The sequence below is a fragment of the Henriciella pelagia genome, from assembly GCF_002088945.1.
Lineage (GTDB): Bacteria > Pseudomonadota > Alphaproteobacteria > Caulobacterales > Hyphomonadaceae > Henriciella > Henriciella pelagia.
Map to the genome: position 1 here is coordinate 155116 of NZ_NCSU01000007.1, position 16826 is coordinate 171941.

16 protein-coding genes and 3 tRNA genes are annotated in these 16826 nt (G+C 61.0%); 9 read left to right on the plus strand and 10 right to left on the minus strand.

The features are described from left to right. Window positions 1-34 precede the first annotated feature (34 nt). From B8746_RS03300 to B8746_RS03315, 4 genes are all read left to right on the plus strand, one after another. A complete protein-coding gene (locus B8746_RS03300) occupies window positions 35-1051 on the plus strand; it encodes a 2'-deoxycytidine 5'-triphosphate deaminase (protein ID WP_084391813.1) in 1017 nt (338 codons plus the stop codon). A gap of 65 nt (window positions 1052-1116) precedes the next feature. Then, window positions 1117-1557, plus strand: coding sequence for a hypothetical protein (locus B8746_RS03305; protein WP_084391814.1), 441 nt, complete (start codon window positions 1117-1119; stop codon window positions 1555-1557). An 83-nt stretch (window positions 1558-1640) separates the two neighbouring features. Further along, a complete protein-coding gene (locus tag B8746_RS03310; protein WP_084391815.1) occupies window positions 1641-3380 on the plus strand; it encodes an N-acyl-D-amino-acid deacylase family protein in 1740 nt (579 codons plus the stop codon). Between the two features lie 86 nt (window positions 3381-3466). Further along, window positions 3467-3652: a hypothetical protein gene (locus tag B8746_RS03315; protein WP_084391816.1), complete on the plus strand. Its 186-nt coding sequence runs from the start codon at window positions 3467-3469 to the stop codon at window positions 3650-3652. Here B8746_RS03315 and B8746_RS03320 read toward each other — a convergent pair. The 3 genes from B8746_RS03320 to thpD all read right to left on the minus strand — a co-directional run bounded on the left by B8746_RS03320 (window position 3649) and on the right by thpD (window position 7098). Continuing rightward, window positions 3649-4941: an MFS transporter gene (locus B8746_RS03320; RefSeq protein ID WP_084391817.1), complete on the minus strand. Its 1293-nt coding sequence runs from the start codon at window positions 4939-4941 to the stop codon at window positions 3649-3651. The genes B8746_RS03315 and B8746_RS03320 overlap by 4 nt on opposite strands. A 185-nt stretch (window positions 4942-5126) precedes the next feature. Further along, window positions 5127-6074, minus strand: a complete 948-nt coding sequence (locus B8746_RS03325; protein WP_084391818.1) for a radical SAM protein — start codon at window positions 6072-6074, stop codon at window positions 5127-5129. A gap of 100 nt (window positions 6075-6174) precedes the next feature. Beyond that, the gene (thpD, locus tag B8746_RS03330) at window positions 6175-7098 is read right to left on the minus strand and encodes an ectoine hydroxylase (RefSeq protein WP_084391819.1); all 924 of its coding nucleotides are present in this window, start codon (window positions 7096-7098) and stop codon (window positions 6175-6177) included. A 244-nt stretch (window positions 7099-7342) separates the two neighbouring features. Here thpD and B8746_RS03335 point away from each other — a divergent pair, with 244 nt between their 5' ends. Beyond that, a complete protein-coding gene (locus tag B8746_RS03335) occupies window positions 7343-7954 on the plus strand; it encodes a trimeric intracellular cation channel family protein (RefSeq protein WP_084391820.1) in 612 nt (203 codons plus the stop codon). 9 nt (window positions 7955-7963) lie between these two features. Here B8746_RS03335 and B8746_RS03340 read toward each other — a convergent pair whose 3' ends face one another. Next, entirely contained in the window at window positions 7964-8881 is a 918-nt protein-coding gene (locus B8746_RS03340) for a fatty acid desaturase family protein (protein ID WP_084391821.1), read from the minus strand. A 46-nt stretch (window positions 8882-8927) separates the two neighbouring features. Between B8746_RS03340 and B8746_RS03345 the strand changes: the two genes are divergently transcribed. Continuing rightward, window positions 8928-9749: a hypothetical protein gene (locus B8746_RS03345; RefSeq protein ID WP_267905929.1), complete on the plus strand. Its 822-nt coding sequence runs from the start codon at window positions 8928-8930 to the stop codon at window positions 9747-9749. Between the two features lie 3 nt (window positions 9750-9752). Here B8746_RS03345 and B8746_RS03350 read toward each other — a convergent pair whose 3' ends face one another. The 3 genes from B8746_RS03350 to B8746_RS03360 are packed head-to-tail and all read right to left on the minus strand — an operon-like array spanning window position 9753 to window position 11808. Continuing rightward, on the minus strand, window positions 9753-10130 hold the full coding sequence (locus B8746_RS03350) for a C40 family peptidase (protein WP_084391822.1): 378 nt from the start codon (window positions 10128-10130) through the stop codon (window positions 9753-9755). Between the two features lie 38 nt (window positions 10131-10168). Next, complete coding sequence (locus B8746_RS03355) at window positions 10169-11038, minus strand: alpha/beta fold hydrolase (RefSeq protein ID WP_084391823.1); 870 nt, start codon at window positions 11036-11038, stop codon at window positions 10169-10171. Further along, the gene (locus tag B8746_RS03360; RefSeq protein ID WP_084391824.1) at window positions 11038-11808 is read right to left on the minus strand and encodes a TrmH family RNA methyltransferase; all 771 of its coding nucleotides are present in this window, start codon (window positions 11806-11808) and stop codon (window positions 11038-11040) included. The genes B8746_RS03355 and B8746_RS03360 overlap by 1 nt, the downstream gene beginning before the upstream one ends. Window positions 11809-11905: 97 nt before the next feature. Between B8746_RS03360 and B8746_RS03365 the strand changes: the two genes are divergently transcribed. Together B8746_RS03365 and B8746_RS03370 are read left to right on the plus strand one after the other, a co-directional pair. After that, window positions 11906-11990, plus strand: a tRNA-Tyr gene (locus B8746_RS03365). Window positions 11991-12324: 334 nt separating this feature from the next. Further along, window positions 12325-12398: transfer RNA gene (locus B8746_RS03370), tRNA-Gly, on the plus strand. A gap of 40 nt (window positions 12399-12438) precedes the next feature. On the opposite strand, the gene B8746_RS03375 is transcribed toward B8746_RS03370, so the two are convergent. Together B8746_RS03375 and B8746_RS03385 are read right to left on the minus strand one after the other, a co-directional pair. Beyond that, complete coding sequence (locus B8746_RS03375; RefSeq protein ID WP_084391825.1) at window positions 12439-14715, minus strand: putative bifunctional diguanylate cyclase/phosphodiesterase; 2277 nt, start codon at window positions 14713-14715, stop codon at window positions 12439-12441. 326 nt (window positions 14716-15041) lie between these two features. Further along, window positions 15042-15118 (minus strand) — tRNA-Arg (locus tag B8746_RS03385). Between the two features lie 126 nt (window positions 15119-15244). On the opposite strand from B8746_RS03385, the gene B8746_RS03390 reads away from it, so the two are divergent. Then, window positions 15245-16282: a TraB/GumN family protein gene (locus B8746_RS03390; protein WP_084391827.1), complete on the plus strand. Its 1038-nt coding sequence runs from the start codon at window positions 15245-15247 to the stop codon at window positions 16280-16282. A gap of 140 nt (window positions 16283-16422) precedes the next feature. Here B8746_RS03390 and B8746_RS03395 read toward each other — a convergent pair whose 3' ends face one another. Then, window positions 16423-16800, minus strand: a complete 378-nt coding sequence (locus tag B8746_RS03395) for a hypothetical protein (RefSeq protein WP_084391828.1) — start codon at window positions 16798-16800, stop codon at window positions 16423-16425. Window positions 16801-16826 lie beyond the last annotated feature (26 nt).

Here is a 16826-nt window from a genome sequence, read left to right on the forward strand (position 1 = left end):
CGTCATAAGCCTCATATTCGAAAGGGATCAAGGGATGGCTGAAGCAAAACCGGGCGTTTTGCCTGATCACGAACTGAAAGCGCTGTTCGATGCGGGTGCCATCCGCTCGACAGAACCGCTGGACGTCGACCAGATCCAGCCCGCCAGCCTTGACCTGCGCCTTGCCCAGGACGCCTATCGCATCCGAGCATCCTTCCTGCCGGGCGCAGACCGGTCCGTCGCCGACGTTCTGCAGGAGCCGGGGATCGAGCTTCACCGTATCGACCTGACCCGGCAGGGCGCTGTTCTTGAGACGGGCTGCGTCTACCTCGTCCCCTTAATGGAGCATGTGAAATTGCCTGCGGGCATTTCGGGCCGCGCCAACCCCAAATCCTCGACAGGCCGCATCGACGTTTTCACCCGTCTCGTGACCAATCGCGGCAAGGCTTTCGACGATATCCCGACCGGTTATTCCGGTCCGCTCTGGCTGGAAATCAGCCCTCGGACGTTTTCAATACTTGTGCGCCCCGGCGACCGGCTTGCGCAGCTTCGCCTGCGGCGCAACAAGCCGCAGAATACGAGCGAGAAAACCGTGTCTATCGACATGGACCTGCCAGACGGCCAACCGGTTGGCTGGCGCGCCAAGCATCATGCCGGGCTGATCGACCTGCGCGGAATAGCCAAGCACGAGATCGCCGATTTCTGGGAACCGCTCTTTCCCCACAGGGGGCGGCTGGTCCTGAACCCGGAGGATTTCTACATCCTCGCCTCACGCGAAGCGGTGAAAGTGGCCGGCACCAAGGCCGCGGAGATGGCCCCCATCGCGCCTGAGCTTGGCGAGTTTCGCGCGCACTATGCCGGATTCTTCGACCCCGGCTTTGGCACGAACAAGGGCGGCTCGCGCGCGGTGCTGGAGGTGCGCTCACGCGACGTGCCTTTCATCCTCGAGCATGGCCAGCCAGTGGCCAAACTTGTCTATGAGGACATGGCCGCCAAGCCATCCGCCCTCTATGGCGGCAAGCGGAGCAACTATCAGGGTCAGGGCCTGAAGCTCTCGAAACATTTCGGCTGAGGCTGGACAGCGGGCGCGGAGCAGGTTTGTCTGATACCGACGTCAGGCAAACAGGGGACGATCCAATGAAATCAGCATTCTATCTCGGCGCAGCAGCCTTGCTTCTTTCGGCATGCGGGGGCGCGGACGACGAACCGGCCACGAAAACATCAGAGCTTCGCGCAGATTGCGATATCCTCGCGAGCGATCCTGAGGCGCAGGAGACCTTCGATGAGACAGGCATTACAGCCGACACATTCTGCGGTTGCTTTGAGAAGGTAGTCGCCTCCAGGACGGAGACCGAACAGGCTCAGATGAAAGTGACCCTGTCTCGTGTCACGACCGCCATGGAAGAAAATGGTCAGGGCGCAGAAGACGTTGTCGGCAACATGATGGGATCTCTCATGATGGCCGCTGAGGAAGATACCGAAGCGCAGGACCTGACGGCCGGCATCAGCCTGATTGGCGATGCCATCAACGATATCGGCAACAGTTATGAAGACGGAAATTCCTGTCCGGCAGGCTAAGTCTTGATTTGACTTCCCCGTGGTGAAGTCTGCTTCCTGTCCCCGAAGCCTGCAGTCAGAGACAGGCTATCGGGAGACACAGAATGACCCATGATCTCGTCATCCGGAACGGCTTCGTCGTTGACGGAACAGGCGCACCAGGCCGCGACGCCGATATCGCCATCGACGCTGGACGCATCACCGCGATCGGGCAGATTGCCGCGAAGGCCCGCGAAGAAATTGATGCGCGCGGTGAACTCGTCACGCCGGGTTTTGTCGACGTGCATACCCATTATGACGGGCAGGTGACCTGGGGCGACACGCTGACGCCCTCCTCGGTTCACGGTGTCACCACCGCCGTCATGGGCAATTGCGGCGTCGGCTTTGCGCCCTGCCGAGAAGCCGATCGCGATCGGCTGATCCGCCTGATGGAAGGCGTCGAGGATATCCCGTTTCCAGTCCTGTCGACGGGCCTTCCATGGGACTGGCAAAGCTTTCCCGAATATCTCGACAGCCTGTCGGGCAAGGCTTTCGATATCGACTTCGCGGCACAGCTGCCGCATGCGGCGCTGCGCGTCTATGTGATGGGCGAACGGGGCGCAAACCGCGAGGACGCGACCAACGCTGACATTGCCGAGATGGCCCGGCTGGCCAAAGCGGCCGTAGAGGCGGGCGCGCTCGGCTTTTCGACCTCCAGAACCCTCAATCACCGTACATCCGACGGCCAGCCGACACCGACGCTCACCGCCTCCGAAGCCGAGCTGACCGGCATCGCCATGGCCCTCAAGGATGCCGGAAAGGGCGTCCTGCAATTTGTTTCGGACTTCAACGACCCGAAAAAGGAAGCGGCGATGCTGCGCCGGATCGTCGAGGCATCTGGACGGCCACTCTCTGTCTCGCTCGCACAGTCCGACGTCGCTCCAGAAGGCTGGCGCGCGCTGCTCGGTGCCATTGAAGAGGCTGTGGACGATGGCCTGCCGATGCGCGCGCAGGTCTGCGGTCGGCCCGTCGGGGTCCTGCTCGGGCTGGACCTCACCATGAACCCGTTCACGGCTCACCCGGTCTATCAGGAAATCAAGGACAAGACGCTGGACGAGCAGGTCGCCGCCTTGCGGGATCCGGATTTCCGCGCCCGCCTGCTTGCCAGCAAGCCGGATCCGGACAACCCCTTCGTGCAGAGCCTGCTGCGCCAGTTCGGCAAGCTGTTCGTGCTGGATGCCGTGCCGGATTATGAACCGACAACCGACCGCACCGTGGAAGCCATCGCGAAACAGCGGGGTCTCACCAATGAAGAGGTCGCGCTCGACATCCTTCTTGAAGATGACGGCCGGGGCATGCTGTACCTGCCGTTCCTGAATTACGCGCAGGGCTCGCTCGATCCGTCCTATGAGATGCTCAACAGCCGGGCGACCATTCCCGGCCTGTCTGATGGCGGTGCTCATGTCGGCATGATCTGCGACGGCTCCTTCCCGACGACGATGCTGACCCACTGGACACGGGACCGGTCTCGCGGCGACCGCTTCGCAATCGAGTCGGTCATAAAGATGCAGACGGCTGATACGGCGCACTGGATGGGCCTTCACGATCGCGGCCTGTTGCAGCCGGGTTATCGGGCAGACCTCAACATTATCGATTATGACAGCCTGACCCTCCATCGGCCCGAGATCATCCGGGATCTTCCCGCTGGGGGACGACGCCTGATGCAGAAGGCAACCGGCTATACCGCGACCATTGTCGCCGGCCAGACAATCTACCGCGACGGCACGCCAACAGGGGCGAAACCGGGACGGATTGTGCGCGGCGCGCAACACTCTCCGGCAATCTCGAAAATAGCGGCCGAGTAGGCCAAATTTCATCTAATCGAGTCACTTTTCAGAAGGCTTGGTCCATCTAGGTGTTCAACATCGTGTTCAAATGAGGGGTTGAACAGATGAGCGAACAGACCATTCAGGCCATGGTTTTTGTCGCCGCATGCTTTGCCGGTATCGTGGCGCTCCGCGCGCTTTATGTCGTGATCTTCTACAAGTCGTGGAAGCTCGACGAACTTCTCGGCTTCAGCGATTCTGGCTGGGAGTCCGAGCGCATGCGCGAACGGCGACGGGACTTCTGGCGCTAGGCCGGTTTGACGGCCTGTTCCTCGACACTATCGAACCTGTCAGCCCGCGCGAGGTCCGGAAAGAGCCGGGTCCACAAAAGCGCTGTCGCAATGGCCGCGCAGCCGCCGAAGACCACCGCACCCACGGGGCCGAGCAGGCGCGCCGCCACACCGCTTTCAAACTCGCCAAGCTCATTCGACGCAGAGATGAAGATGAAGGAGACAGAGGACACGCGGCCCTTCATCTCGTCCGGTGTCGCGAGCTGAATGAGCGAGGCACGCACGAAGACTGAAATCTCGTCTGCTGCCCCTGTCACCGCCAGGGCGGCGAAAGACAGCCAGAACGAGGTAGACAACCCGAACACCAGCGTGGCCACGCCATAGACGCCGACAGCCCACATCATCCAGGGGCCCACACGGCGCGCCAATGGGCGGGTCGCCAGCACGAAGGCCACCGACGCTGCACCGACAGCAACCGAGGCCTGCAAGAAACCTAGCCCCACCTCACCCACATAGAGGATGTCGCGGGCGAAAACGGGCAGCAGCGCCTTCGCCCCGCCGAAGAAGACCACGACAAGATCCAGCGAAATCGCGCCGAGCACGATCTTGTTGCGGCGGATATAGCCGAGCCCCTCGAACACCATCGACCATCCGCGCACATTTAACACCTTCTCGTGCGGCGGCGTCTTGGCCGTCGCGAGCGCCGTGAACGAGAAGCAGGCGAGCACAATGGCCGAAATATAGACCGCCTCGGCACCGCCAAAAGCGTAGATAAGGCCACCGATGGCGGGGCCGGCAATCGTCGCTGTCTGGAAGCCGAGAGAGTTCCAGGCAATGGCCGTGGGCAGTTCGATCCGCGGGATCAATCGCGGAAACAGCGAGCTTGCCGCCGCAGGCACGAAGGCGTTCACGCAGCCAAGGGTCACCGCGACGCCGAACACAATGGGCAGGGCATAGCTCGCCGGCAGGAAGACCGACGCCAGCAGGGCGAAGGAAACCAGGATACGCACCGCAATGGCAATGAGCAGGATCATTTTCCGGTTCAGCCGGTCCGCCGCCTGTCCACCCACAAGCGAGAGCAGCAGGACCGGCAGAAACTGGGACAAGCCGACCAGACCGAGCAGGAAGGCCGATTCCTCAATTCCCCAGCCAAGCCCGCCGACTTCCGCGGGATCGCGCGCGACATTGTAGACCTGCCAGCCAATTGCGACGGCCTCCATCTGCCGTGCGGCCGCAATCGACACCCGCATCAGCCAGTAGTGCAGATATGCTCTGTGCCTGAAGACGCGGAGGTTGGGAGCAATCGCCATGGAGCGCCTCTCCTAACGCGCCATCAGAAACCTGCAAGTACGATCCTTCCCTTCTGCCGGCCTGAACAATTACAGGGCTGTCCGCACGGTCGACCGGGACGGTCTATCAGGACCGGGATGCCGTCAGCGCAAGACATGCGGCGGAGTGAGAGCCCCACCCCGACGCCCCCAGCGGGAGGGGAGGGTCAGGCCGAGCAGCTGCCGCCGCCGAGCACACAGAAGCTCGCACACCATGCATGGTTGAGCTGAACGGGCTCGGCAGTCGCTTCCTTCAAGCTCGCGCCGAGTTCGAACCGTTTGTCATAGGCGAGCAATGTGCAGGCTGTGACGACGGCATGCCCTTCGCCTCTTCGCTTCACGACCATGCGCTGGCTCGCGCACATCATGTCCGCCGGGTCCACATGAAGGATACCCCAGCACGCCGTCGTGATCTCGGGCGGGCTGTCGCCTTCGATCATTTCCGGAAAGAGAACCAGTTGTCTGGTGTCGGATGGTGAAATGCCGAGGCCGAGGGTCTCGATCAGCGCGCCATAGCCAGCCCGCGCTTCGGTTTCGTCTTCAGCAAGGGCCTGACGACCGGCAAGGGCAAGGTTGAATCCATGCTCGGCTAGCCAGGAAAGCCCCTCGCAGGCGGCATCGAAGCTGCCCGCGCCGCGTTCGGCATCGTGAACAGCTTTGGTATGGTGGTCCATCGAGACACGGAGCACCATGCGGTCACCATATTGCTCCCGCAGGTCGAGCAATCCGGCCTGAATGCGCGGCCGCATCATCGGGCGCATCGCATTCGTCAGCAGGAGGAGCGAGTGCCCGCGCTCGAGCACGGCCTGCATGATGTTCAGAATGTCCGGGCACATGAAGGGCTCGCCACCGGTAATGCCGATTTCCTTCGCACCTTCGCCGAGCGCTTCGATCTCATCCAGGAAGGGGGTCACGTCCGCGAGCGTGAGATAGACAAGATTGTCATTGGTCGGCGAGCTTTTGATGTAGCAGTTCACGCATTCAATGTTGCAGAGCGTGCCGGTATTCAGCCAGAGCGTCTTCAGGCCGCGCCAGTGCACGCTGCCGCGCACTTCGCCCTTGGCGGTGAGGAACGGGTCCTGAAACTTCTGATCAATCAAAGTGGTGTGCGCCATGGGAACCGACACTAGGACAGGTTCGCGCCAAGACAAGCGGCCTCCCGCACCGGCTCGCGAAACTGTGACCGCGCGCCGGGCGAGAGGGCAGGTCCGCCGGTTACTCGAACGCCTGATTGGAGTCGACGATCCGGATCGGGTGGTCCACCTTCCTGTGGGCGATATGCTCAGGCCGGGGCTTGTGCGCCGCGAACGGAGTCTTCAGCCGGTTGGACCACGCATTGTAGACGAAGAATGCGTTCATCCGCTCAAACGGGGTAATGTTTCCGTTCGATGCATGAAGCGTGTTGCAATCGAAGATCACGACCGAACCTGCTTTTGGTGCGGGCGCTTCAATCCCGCCTTCATCGACCAGCGTCTCGATGCTCTTCGCGTCCGGAATGCCGGTTTCCTGGCGTTTCAGGGAGGCCTTGTAATTGTCGTCAGGCGTTTCGCCGACACACGAGATGAATGTCTTGTGGCTGCCTGGTACAAACATCACCGGGCCAGCCTGCGGGTGATTGTCCGTCAGCATGACCGACATTGAAATCGCCCGCATGTTCGGCATCCCGTCTTCGGCGTGCCAGGTTTCAAAATCGGAATGCCAGTAGAATTCACGGCCCCGAAAGGCAGGTTTGTAGTTCAGGCGTGACTGGTGGATGTAGACCTCATCGGCCAGAATGCAGCGCGCCACATCAGCGAGTCTGCGGTCGCGGGCAACATAATCAAAGTGAACCGACTGGCGGTGGATGGCGAAGATCGAGCGGACAGCGCCGCTGTCGCGCTCGGATACAACCGTCTCATCGGCGAGGCTGGCCGGGTGTTGGCGAAGTTCTTCCGCCGTGGCTTTCATGCGCTCGACTTCGTGCTCAGCGAACACGTTCTCGAGTACGATAAAACCATTGCGGCTGAATTCGGCCAGCTGGTCTGGCCGCAAGGGTGGCTGCCGGTCTGGGCGGCCATGGATGACGGGTTCTTCGCGCGGGATGAATTGCGGGCGGGCGTTCGTTCGGGTGGTGTAATGATCCTCTCGAATATGTTGCATGACTGATATCTTGCGTTCCTTCTTTGCCCGCCTGAGGCGGGTCGGGGTTGTCGATCAGATGGGGACGCCGAGGCGTACCAAGCACCCATCTGCGACCACTTACGCGGGGCCACCCTCATAGGTTGCAAACTTTTCCAGATGACACGCAGGGCGGTAACATAGATCAACATTCGAACGCGAAATTTGGGACCAGAAGCGTGGCGTGAATGGACGTCACGCGCGATCTCCGGCATAGCGCTTCGCCATGGGACCTGAATTCCTCCTGATGCTGGCCGACCGGATCGGCGTCTTCGTCTTCGCGATCTCGGGGGGCGTCGTCGCTGTACGCAAGGAGATGGATTTTCTCGGCGTCATTGTGCTCGCATTCCTGCCTGCAATTGGCGGCGGCACACTGCGCGACCTGCTGCTCGACCAGCCTGTCTTCTGGCTCAGCGATTCCATTACGCTGATCCTCGCCATGGCGGGCGGAGTGACAGCCTTCTTCTTCTATCGTTATGTCAGCCAGTTCAGGGCACTTCGCTGGCCGGATGCGGCGGGTATGGCGCTCTTTGCGATTGCAGGTGCCGCCAAGGCGCACGCTCTCGGCCACGGTTTCCTTGTTGTGGTCATGATGGGGACGATTACCGCCAGCGCTGGCGGCCTTATCCGCGATGTTGTCGCCAATGAGGAACCGCTGGTCCTCAAGGAAGGCGAACTCTATGCGACGTGCGCCATTGCAGGGTCGGTCGTCTACTTCCTGCTGGTTCAGTATGGGCCGAGCGGTACCGTCGCCGTCGCAGCAGGGACGGCGACGGCCTTCATCCTGCGCGCAAGTGCCATCCTGTTCGGGCTCACCCTGCCCAGGGCGAAGGGCTAGACCCCCGCCCTACTCTGCCGCGACCATTGCCGGCTCATCACGGCGAATGGCCCGGCGGATCACATCGCCATAGCCATGCGAGATGCAGTCGGTCTCGGCATAGAAGCCGCGCTCTTTGAGGATGCGGTGCATGCGCCCGAGATTGTAGGGCGGAATACTGGCCAGCAAGTGATGTTCGAGGTGATAGTTCACATTGTTCGGCGCAATGAAGATGCGCTGCCAGAACGGGGCGACCGTGGTGCCGGTATTGAGGCGGGCGTCAAGTTGCGTACGGTCAATGGCTGTGCCGTGCTCGCCAATCTGGCGCAGGCGCACAATTGCCGGATAGATGAACAGTTCCGCCGCCCACCACATGAGATAGGCCCATGGCGCACCAACAGCGGTGAGGGCGCCAAGAAGCGCCACATGAAAGGCGAGCCACTTCCAGTTCCGTGACAGCTTGAACTTGCGGATCTTGAATAGCGTGTCTCGAATGCCTGTCTGGCCGGTCAGGTCCCGCTTGAACTTGCGGACCAGGCTCTCACGCGGCACCGGGTAATTTTTGACGAAGCCGATATCGGGATCGTTGGGAGTGCCGGCATATTTATGATGCTTGAGGTGGTAGGCGCGATAGGCGGCCAGCGAAATGTTCATCGGCGCGCCGGCCAGCCATTCACCGACGAAATCGTCTGCAGCCTTTGACTTGAAGAAAGCATGATGGGCGCAATCATGATTGATGATGCCAAGCCCCAGCTGGCGTCCGCTGAGGATCAGGATGCCGAGCAGGATCGTGAGCGGATTTGTCCAGATGATCGCTATTGCAAAGGCCGCGGCGATCAGTGCCCAGTTCCAGGCCAGAGTGATCCCGGCCTTCAGATTGGACTTTTCACGCAATTGTCGCAATTCCTCCTTTGACAAGGCATCTGAGAGCTTCATTAAATATGACATCGCGTTACCTCACTAGCTGCAAGGGTTTGTTACACTACGCCTCACTATGTATCAACAACTGTATCAATTTCGTCCTTCGGACCCCGGTGAGATCACAGCCCGCTCGCTCGTGCTTTCCCTGCTGGCCGGGAGCGAGGTGCCCCAGATCAGCATCAGCCGACTGATCAAGGCCGGCACGCTTTTCGACATCGAAGCCGCCACCATGCGCGTCGCTGTAACCCGCCTGATGCAGAGCGGTCATCTGGAAAGCTCCGACCGCGGCGTCTACGTCCCCGGCCCGCGCTCACGGGCGCTGACGACCCGCGTCCAGAAATGGAAAGACGTAAATGATCGCAAACGCGACTGGGATGGCGAGTGGCTCACGGCACTGACTCAGCATCTCGGCCGGACGAATCGCAAGCAGGTGCGTGCGCGCGAGCGGGCACTGGCCCTGTCAGGCTATCGCGAGACCCCGCAGAATTTCTGGGTGCGTCCAGCCAACCTCGCCCGTGACCTGCAGGACCATCGCAACGATCTGATATCCATCGGCGCCGACGAAGGCATCCTGATACATCGCGTCTGCGCGACAGCGAGTGGTGAAGAGGCCGCCTGGTCGGGCCTCTGGTCCGTCGATGTCCTGCGCGAGTCCTATGACCGCGCCATCCGGACCATGGAGGACAGCATGAAGCTGGTGCCGGACTTGCCAGCAACAGTTGCCGCGAAGGAGACCTTTCTGGTCGGGCAGAGCGTCATCAGGGCAATCAATTACGATCCGCTCCTGCCGAAGGAACTCGGGCCGGATCACCGGTTTCGCGACATGGTCATGATGATGCGGACGTATAACAAGGTCGGGATTGCGTGCTGGTTACGCTTTGACGCCAGCGCCTGAAAATCAAGAGCGACGATAGGGCTTCAGCATGTCCCTGACAGCCTCGAATACGCCGCGGGCGACCTGTGTTGCCGTCGGCCCACGACCCCGTGCATGCCGTACGAAGTGTACACAGTTCGAGCCTGTCAGGTGGTAGTCATGGCCGAGGCGCCGGTTCGCCCGCGCGGAAGCGAGATGGTCGCTTTCACCCTCGCCAGGGCCGTGATTCTGGATATCCCGTCCGCGCGCAAACGCCTCAAAACTCTGGGAGACGACCCCGCCATAGCGGCCATTGCTGGACAGGATCCGGCCTCCATGAGTCACCACACCATAGTGACGAAGCACACCGCCGAAGCGGACAGAGACCACGTCACCGGGCCGATAATCAAATTTAGAATTCATCGAAAAACGATAAACTATCCTAGGTGGCGACGTCAAGCTCAGAGAAAATCGCGGAGCGTTTCCATGAAGAGATCGAACCGGTCGTGATGGAGCCAGTGGCCGGCCTCAGGGAAGAGCTTTACCTCGGCATTGCCGAAATGACGGTCGCGGCCATCCTCTGCCGGACTGGAGGCCCAGCTTTTCTCGCCATAGAGGAGCAGCGTCGGACAGGTAATCGAGGCCCAGAGCTCATGGATCTGCTCCTGGGTGAGATCCACCGATTCCCAGACGCGAAGATAATTGTCGAACTTCCAGCTATAAGTGCCGTCCTCATTGCGCGCGATGCCGTTCAGGGTGAGGTGGCGCGCCTGTTCTTCAGACAGAAAGCCATTCTCTTCCTTCATGCGGGTATAGGCCTGCTCGAGGCTCTCATAGCGCTTGGGCTGACGGCCTGACAGGGCGCGCTTGTCCTCGATCATCTTGCGGAACCGGTCCTGCCACGGCGTCTTCTGGCGTTCGGCCAGCATCTTCGGGCTCGGACCGAGCCCTTCAATCGCGACGAGTTTTTTCACATTCTCCGGATAAAGCCCGGTATAGCGCAGGCAGATATTACCGCCCAGCGAGTGCGAGACGATGGTGACCGGCGCGAGCTTCAGCTGGTGGATGAGCTGCGCGAGATCGTAGATATAGGCCTGCATGTTGTAATTGCCTTCGGGCGACCAGGCGCTGTCACCGTGACCGCGAAGATCAGGCGCGATGATGTGCCAGTCGTCGCGAAGTTCCTGCGCAACCCAGTCCCAGCTGCGGCAATGGTCGCGCCCGCCATGAACCAGCAGGAGGGGCGGTTTGTCTTCATTGCCCCAGTCGACATAGTGAAGCTTCAGGCGTTGCGAGAAATAGGTGTTCGAGACGGGGCCGTGCAGTGTCATCAGCTCTCCTTCGATGGCATGGATTCGTAAAAGGCAATCGCCGCGGCGTTGGAGACATTGAGGCTCTCCATACCCGGCTGCATCGGGATGCGGGCGAGCGTTGCGCAGGCCTTGGCAACGGCCGGGCGAAGGCCTGAACCCTCGGCGCCCATCACGAAGGCGACCTTTGGTGCGCCGCTGATAGCATTCCGGATTGTCTCATCGCCTTCACCGGCGAGGCCGATCGTATGGAACCCCTCCGCGCCAAGCTGGTCGATGGCACGGGCAATGTTAACGGCGCGCACTTCGGCTACGGTCTCGATTGCGCCCGCGGCAGATTTTGCAGCGACCCCGGTGATTGGCGGCGTGTGGCGGGTCTGCAGGATGATGGCTCCTATTCCAAAAGCGGCAGCAGAGCGGAATATAGCACCAAGATTATGCGGGTCGGATAACTGGTCGAGCACGCAGATGCGGGTCGGCGCGTGCGGGCTTGCCAGAACATCGTCGAGCGACAGCGCTTCCAGTGGTTTCACCCGGATCGCAAGGCCCTGATGAACCGCGCCCGGCGGCAGGAGTTTGTCGATGGCTTTCGGGTCGAGGATTTCCACGTCAGACAGGCCAAGGCGCCGCGCGGCGTTCTCGCTTGCGATCTGTCGCAATATCTCGCGTTTCGGATTGGCGAGGGCCGCCTCGACGGCATGCTGGCCCCATAGCCAGACCGGTGCAGACGGATCGGCTGATGGGCCAGCTGTAAATCGCCGTTTCTGGTGGTTGCGTGCGATTGTCTTCATCCCTATAAGACGCGCTTCGGTGCGCCGGTGCCTGCTGTTGCAGTCATTTGGCGTCCTGTTCCGGCGGCGTCAATCAAAGCGTCGCAGGACATGCCCTGGAGGGGTGGCCGAGTGGTTAAAGGCAGCAGACTGTAAATCTGCCCGCATAGCGTACACAGGTTCGAATCCTGTCCCCTCCACCATTTCCTGCCGATCTGGCGTCGATCAGGAAAATCAGTCCGGCGGACAGATTTCAGGCAAGCGAATGCGGCGGCAGGGGCTTTATTGGTCTCGATCCCCGCTTCGCTGCGCTACGCGATGGATCATGCTCAAGGCTGCTTTTCCTCTTTTGATCCCGTATCGGCGCTAACGCGCCTCACATGGATCGCGCTCAGGGCTGCTTACCTGTCGTGACCTCCGGCTGGCTACGCTCCGCGATGGATGCGGCTCAAGGCTACTGCTGATCCTCCGGACTGCGATCAAATAACTTCGCCACTTGCATCGGACGCGGCGGCGAAGTATCTCCACCGGCTCCGGGCGGGTATAGCACAACGGTAGTGCAGCAGCCTTCCAAGCTGAGGATCTCGGTTCGATTCCGTGTACCCGCTCCAGTCCGCTCCCCAGATTGATGCCTCGTCCCACCTGACCGCGTCAGCCGACTTTCAGCGTCGTGCCGGCCGTGCCTGCGTGGTGGACGAAGTCCCGGAGGAAGGTGATCGCCTCATCATGCTTCACAGGACGCGAGATGAAGAAACCCTGCGCCGAATCTGCGCCCATTCCACTCAGCATGGCGAGCACCTCTGCGCTTTCTACGCCCTCTGCGGTGACCGTCATGCCGAGGCTGTGGGCAAGATCGATGGTCGACTTGATCAGAAGCGCGTCCGATGAGCCAGCGGCCAATGGAATGACGAAGGATTTGTCGATCTTCAGCTCATGCGCCGGGATCTGTTTCAGATAGCTGAGCGATGACAGGCCCGACCCGTAATCATCAATCGAAATCTCGATACCGGCATCGCGCAGCCTCTCAATGTTTGCGAGCGCCAGCTCCGGGTCGTCGATGACCGCGGTTTCCGTCACCTCGAAACAGTAACGGGATGTCTCGTCCCTGATGGTCGCAATCGACCAGTCGAGAAAGTCGGAATCGGTCAGCAACCGGCCAGAAAGGTTGACGGCCATCTTGATATCGAAGCCTGCCACGACGAAGGATTGCCGGTCTGCCCGGACCTGCTTCAGCACCCACTCGCTGAGCGGGCGGATGTGACCGGTCTCTTCAGCCGTCCGCACAAACTCCTCCGGCGATACGAAGCCGCGCACCGGATGCTTCCAGCGCAGCAGGGCCTCGACACACCCGATGGTCTGCCTGCGCAGGTCGACCTTTGGCTGGTAGGTCATGTAGATGCTTCCATCCTTCAGACCGTCGATCATCTCGCTCATCAAAGAGAGTGTGCCGCTTGGATCGCCATAGGCCTCGGCATCGAACTGGAACAGATCCACATGACGGCCGCGGCCCTGCTGCAAGGCGATGACCGCCCGGTCGATCGAGCCCAGACGTTCATCGGCCGCGAAGGGCGCAAAGCCCGCATCGAGCTGGATATCGACCTTTTCGCCATCAATCTCGATCGAGTCGCTGACCGTACGGACGATGTCCTGAAGCCTCCGGAACGCGTCTGAATCGTTGTCTGCCGTGATGATCAGGCCGAGCAGATCTGAGCCAAGTCGGCCAATGCCCTGAACCTGACAGAGATCGGCAATGCGCTTGCCGAGCGTTGCCATCAGGCGGTTGCTCGCATTCTGTCCGATCACCGCCATGATACGTGCGAACCGAGCCGGGCTGATGACGGCGGCATACACATTGGCGTGGCCCTGGCCGCAAATATCGTCGAGCTTCTGCTGCAGGGCCCGCCGGTTTGGCAGCTCGGTCTCAGTGTCGGTCAGTGACAGGCGGAGAATGTTTTCCTCACGAAGCTCGATCTCGTCCGCCATTTTCGAGAAACTGGCGGCGAGGCGACCGATCTCGTCCGTCGAGCTCACATTGATCGGCATGCGGCGGCCATCAGCAAGCGCCCGGGTCGCATTGTCGAGTGTCGAGATAGGCCTTGTCACCGAGCGGGAGATGAACCAGGAACAGACAAGCAGGGCCACAACACCGCAGACCGTTACGACGATCACGGCGAACAGCGTGGTACGGAAGGGCGCCATTGCGGCAACGATCGGATAGGACAGGATGAGGTGGGCGTCGGTAAGTTCACCAAAGCCGCCAATGCGCGTATCGCGGACGACGACGTCCTTCTCAGTGCCATGTCCGTTGGACAGGTCGTCCTCCATGACCACTTTTGCAGTGAGTGGAATGGAGGACAGGCCTTCAAGCTCTTTCATCATGGCAGCGTCGAGCGCCGAACCGAACAGCACCCAGCCGATAAGGCCCGGAGTGCGGACAGGCTCTGAGACGACCTGGTGAGGCACGCCACCGATTTCGATGATGCCCCGCTCGGAGCCATCGCGTGTCAGGGCCTTCCAGATTTCAACCGGCGCCTCTCTCTCTTCTGCGCTTCCGGCGAGAATGAGCTTTCCATCCACTGTGATGAGACCGGAAATGTCGACCGAGACGCGCCGGGATGTGCTCTCCAGCGCAGACGCGAGCGTAGCCACATCATGGCTTGCGGCAGCTTCGCGAAAGCCGGAATCACGCGCGAGGGCGCCGGTGCTATGCTTGAGTTGCTCCGATTTCAGCGACCATAATTTCGCATAGACGGCGGAGGCCGCTTCCATCTCGTCGGCAATCTTCGTCTTTGCCGTGTTCTCGACAGACACATAAACGGCCATGGCGATCGAGATGAGGATGAGGCCAAGCAGACTGCCATAGGCGAAAGTGAGTTTGGTCTTGAGCTGTTTGAACATCGGGAGCCCGTCATTGGTTGGTGCCGCCATGAACGGTCCGAAACTGCATCTTCCGCCATGGGGCGTAACCGGTGTCAGTGTCGACCGTACGGACGGTCAGCAGGTCCCCACCCGCAATGTCTCGGTGCCTGGCTGTCGACGAAGACATGGCGGCATCAGCGGATTCAAGAGTTCCGGTCTCGTCCATGGACTGGACTGACTGAGCCACTGCTGGAAACGTTGCAGCAGCGAGCAGAAGGCACACCGGAACACCACGCATCGCAGCCCGTATTCCAGAAACACATTACAAGACATTTAATTGCGAACGACCAATTGCAGCCAAATGCGGCACATTGACGAAGCGTGAGTGGAAGATCTGGCGCACCTAACAGGATTCGAACCTGTGACCTCTGCCTTCGGAGGGCAGCGCTCTATCCAGCTGAGCTATAGGTGCGTCGCGCTGTCCATAGGCGAAGCTGGCCGGGAGGGCAATCACCTGCCCGCACGACATCACAGCTTTCACCCTGCCGCGAGCTATGCAAGGGTGCACCCGATGCGCCACTGCAAGGGAGTTTAACGCATGGCTTTTCGTCTTCACACCATCGCTGTCGGCGTTTGCGTCGCTGCGCTTCTGTCCCTGTCAGGCTGTGGGTCGGACAGCAGCACCACCAGCGAAGGCGATCCGCATGACCTCTCGGCCACGACAAGCGAGACCAGCTCTGAAATGGCCGAGGTCCGGCGCGACCGGCAGGACATCATAGACGAATACGAAGCCGCGCTCGAAGAGGCCCGCAAGACAAATGGAGCCGGCACGCCTGCGCTGTGGACGCTGGCCGATGAAGACACGACGATCCACCTGTTCGGCACGGTGCATATCCTGCGCCCCGAACTGGAATGGCGCAGCGACGCCTTCAATGAAGCCTTTGCGAACGCCGACAAGTTGGTCGTCGAGATCGACATGGAGAGCGAAGAAGGCATGCGCGCGATGGCACGCGACTTCCAGCAGAAAGGCCTCTACCAGGATGGACGGCGCCTCTCCAGCGAGATCAGCGAGGCCGATCTTGCCGCGCTCAATGAAGCCCTGAAGCCGATGGGCCTGCCTACCACGGTCTTCGACCCGATGGAACCGTGGATGGCGGCGGTGACGCTGTCTGTGCTGCAGCTGCAGAATGATGGCTTCGACCCTGACTCCGGCGTCGAAACGATCCTGATCAATGAAGCCAGGGCTGCCGGAAAGTCCTTTGGCTATCTCGAAACAGCTTCCTTCCAGGCCGATATCTTCGACACGCTGCCGGAAGATGTGCAGAAGCAGTTCCTGTATGAGACGGCGCTGGCGCTCGATGAATCCTCGCTGATGCTCGACCAGATTGTCGAGGAATGGGCCGATGGCGATGTCGAGGGCCTCGGCGTGCTGGTCGCGAATCCGGAGACGGGCGGCGGCGAAGGCATCTATGATGCGCTCTTCGTTGAGCGCAACAGCAACTGGGTGCCGCTGATCGAGGACATGCTGGAGGAGCCGGGCACGATCTTCATCGCGGTTGGCGCGGGTCATCTGGCTGGCCCTGACAGCGTGATCACCATGCTGCGCGACAAGGGATATGAGGTGGAAGGGCCATAAGCCCAGCCGCTCGCCCTCGTCCTTCGACTTCGCTCAGGATGAGGGCTTTTTTGACGACGCAACTCACCAACCAGCACCGGCGCCCGCAAAGTCGATCTGACTTGCGGCGGGCGAGGCTGGATTGCGGGTTGGGTAAAGCGCTAGCCGGGTTCGAGCGCGACCGGGGTGAGCGGCGGGTGAAACCCGTCCAGAACCGGTCCGGAATCCGCACAAATCCCGTCCGGAGCGCTGAAGGCGGCGAAGTTCGTTGCGAGGGCATCGAGGTCCAGCGCTTTCCACGGCGTGCGCGGGGCATGCTGCGTCCAGTCGGTCTCAGACCGCTCATCGGCCGGCATCTGCCAGGTGATGAGAATGCGTCCCTTGCGGGTCACGCCGATGCCGACCATGCCGCCCTGAGGATGGGCGGCGCCCCAGGCGCGCATATAGCGCCCGACCTGCCAGCAATCCCACAGGAAGACCGGCCACCAACAGGCCGGAAGCTGGGCAAGAATGGACAAGATCCATGGGCGGTCGAGCATGCGTGTATTGAAACACGGGACGCGAC

Coding starts and splice junctions, on each gene's coding strand:
- B8746_RS03300 (WP_084391813.1), top strand. CDS start 35: ATGGCTGAAGCAAAACCGGGCGTTTTGCCTGATCACGAACTGAAAGCG.
- B8746_RS03305 (WP_084391814.1), top strand. CDS start 1,117: ATGAAATCAGCATTCTATCTCGGCGCAGCAGCCTTGCTTCTTTCGGCA.
- B8746_RS03310 (WP_084391815.1), top strand. CDS start 1,641: ATGACCCATGATCTCGTCATCCGGAACGGCTTCGTCGTTGACGGAACA.
- B8746_RS03315 (WP_084391816.1), top strand. CDS start 3,467: ATGAGCGAACAGACCATTCAGGCCATGGTTTTTGTCGCCGCATGCTTT.
- B8746_RS03320 (WP_084391817.1), bottom strand. CDS start 4,941: ATGGCGATTGCTCCCAACCTCCGCGTCTTCAGGCACAGAGCATATCTG.
- B8746_RS03325 (WP_084391818.1), bottom strand. CDS start 6,074: ATGGCGCACACCACTTTGATTGATCAGAAGTTTCAGGACCCGTTCCTC.
- thpD (WP_084391819.1), bottom strand. CDS start 7,098: ATGCAACATATTCGAGAGGATCATTACACCACCCGAACGAACGCCCGC.
- B8746_RS03335 (WP_084391820.1), top strand. CDS start 7,343: ATGGGACCTGAATTCCTCCTGATGCTGGCCGACCGGATCGGCGTCTTC.
- B8746_RS03340 (WP_084391821.1), bottom strand. CDS start 8,881: ATGTCATATTTAATGAAGCTCTCAGATGCCTTGTCAAAGGAGGAATTG.
- B8746_RS03345 (WP_267905929.1), top strand. CDS start 8,928: ATGTATCAACAACTGTATCAATTTCGTCCTTCGGACCCCGGTGAGATC.
- B8746_RS03350 (WP_084391822.1), bottom strand. CDS start 10,130: ATGAATTCTAAATTTGATTATCGGCCCGGTGACGTGGTCTCTGTCCGC.
- B8746_RS03355 (WP_084391823.1), bottom strand. CDS start 11,038: ATGACACTGCACGGCCCCGTCTCGAACACCTATTTCTCGCAACGCCTG.
- B8746_RS03360 (WP_084391824.1), bottom strand. CDS start 11,808: ATGAAGACAATCGCACGCAACCACCAGAAACGGCGATTTACAGCTGGC.
- B8746_RS03375 (WP_084391825.1), bottom strand. CDS start 14,715: ATGGCGGCACCAACCAATGACGGGCTCCCGATGTTCAAACAGCTCAAG.
- B8746_RS03390 (WP_084391827.1), top strand. CDS start 15,245: ATGGCTTTTCGTCTTCACACCATCGCTGTCGGCGTTTGCGTCGCTGCG.
- B8746_RS03395 (WP_084391828.1), bottom strand. CDS start 16,800: ATGCTCGACCGCCCATGGATCTTGTCCATTCTTGCCCAGCTTCCGGCC.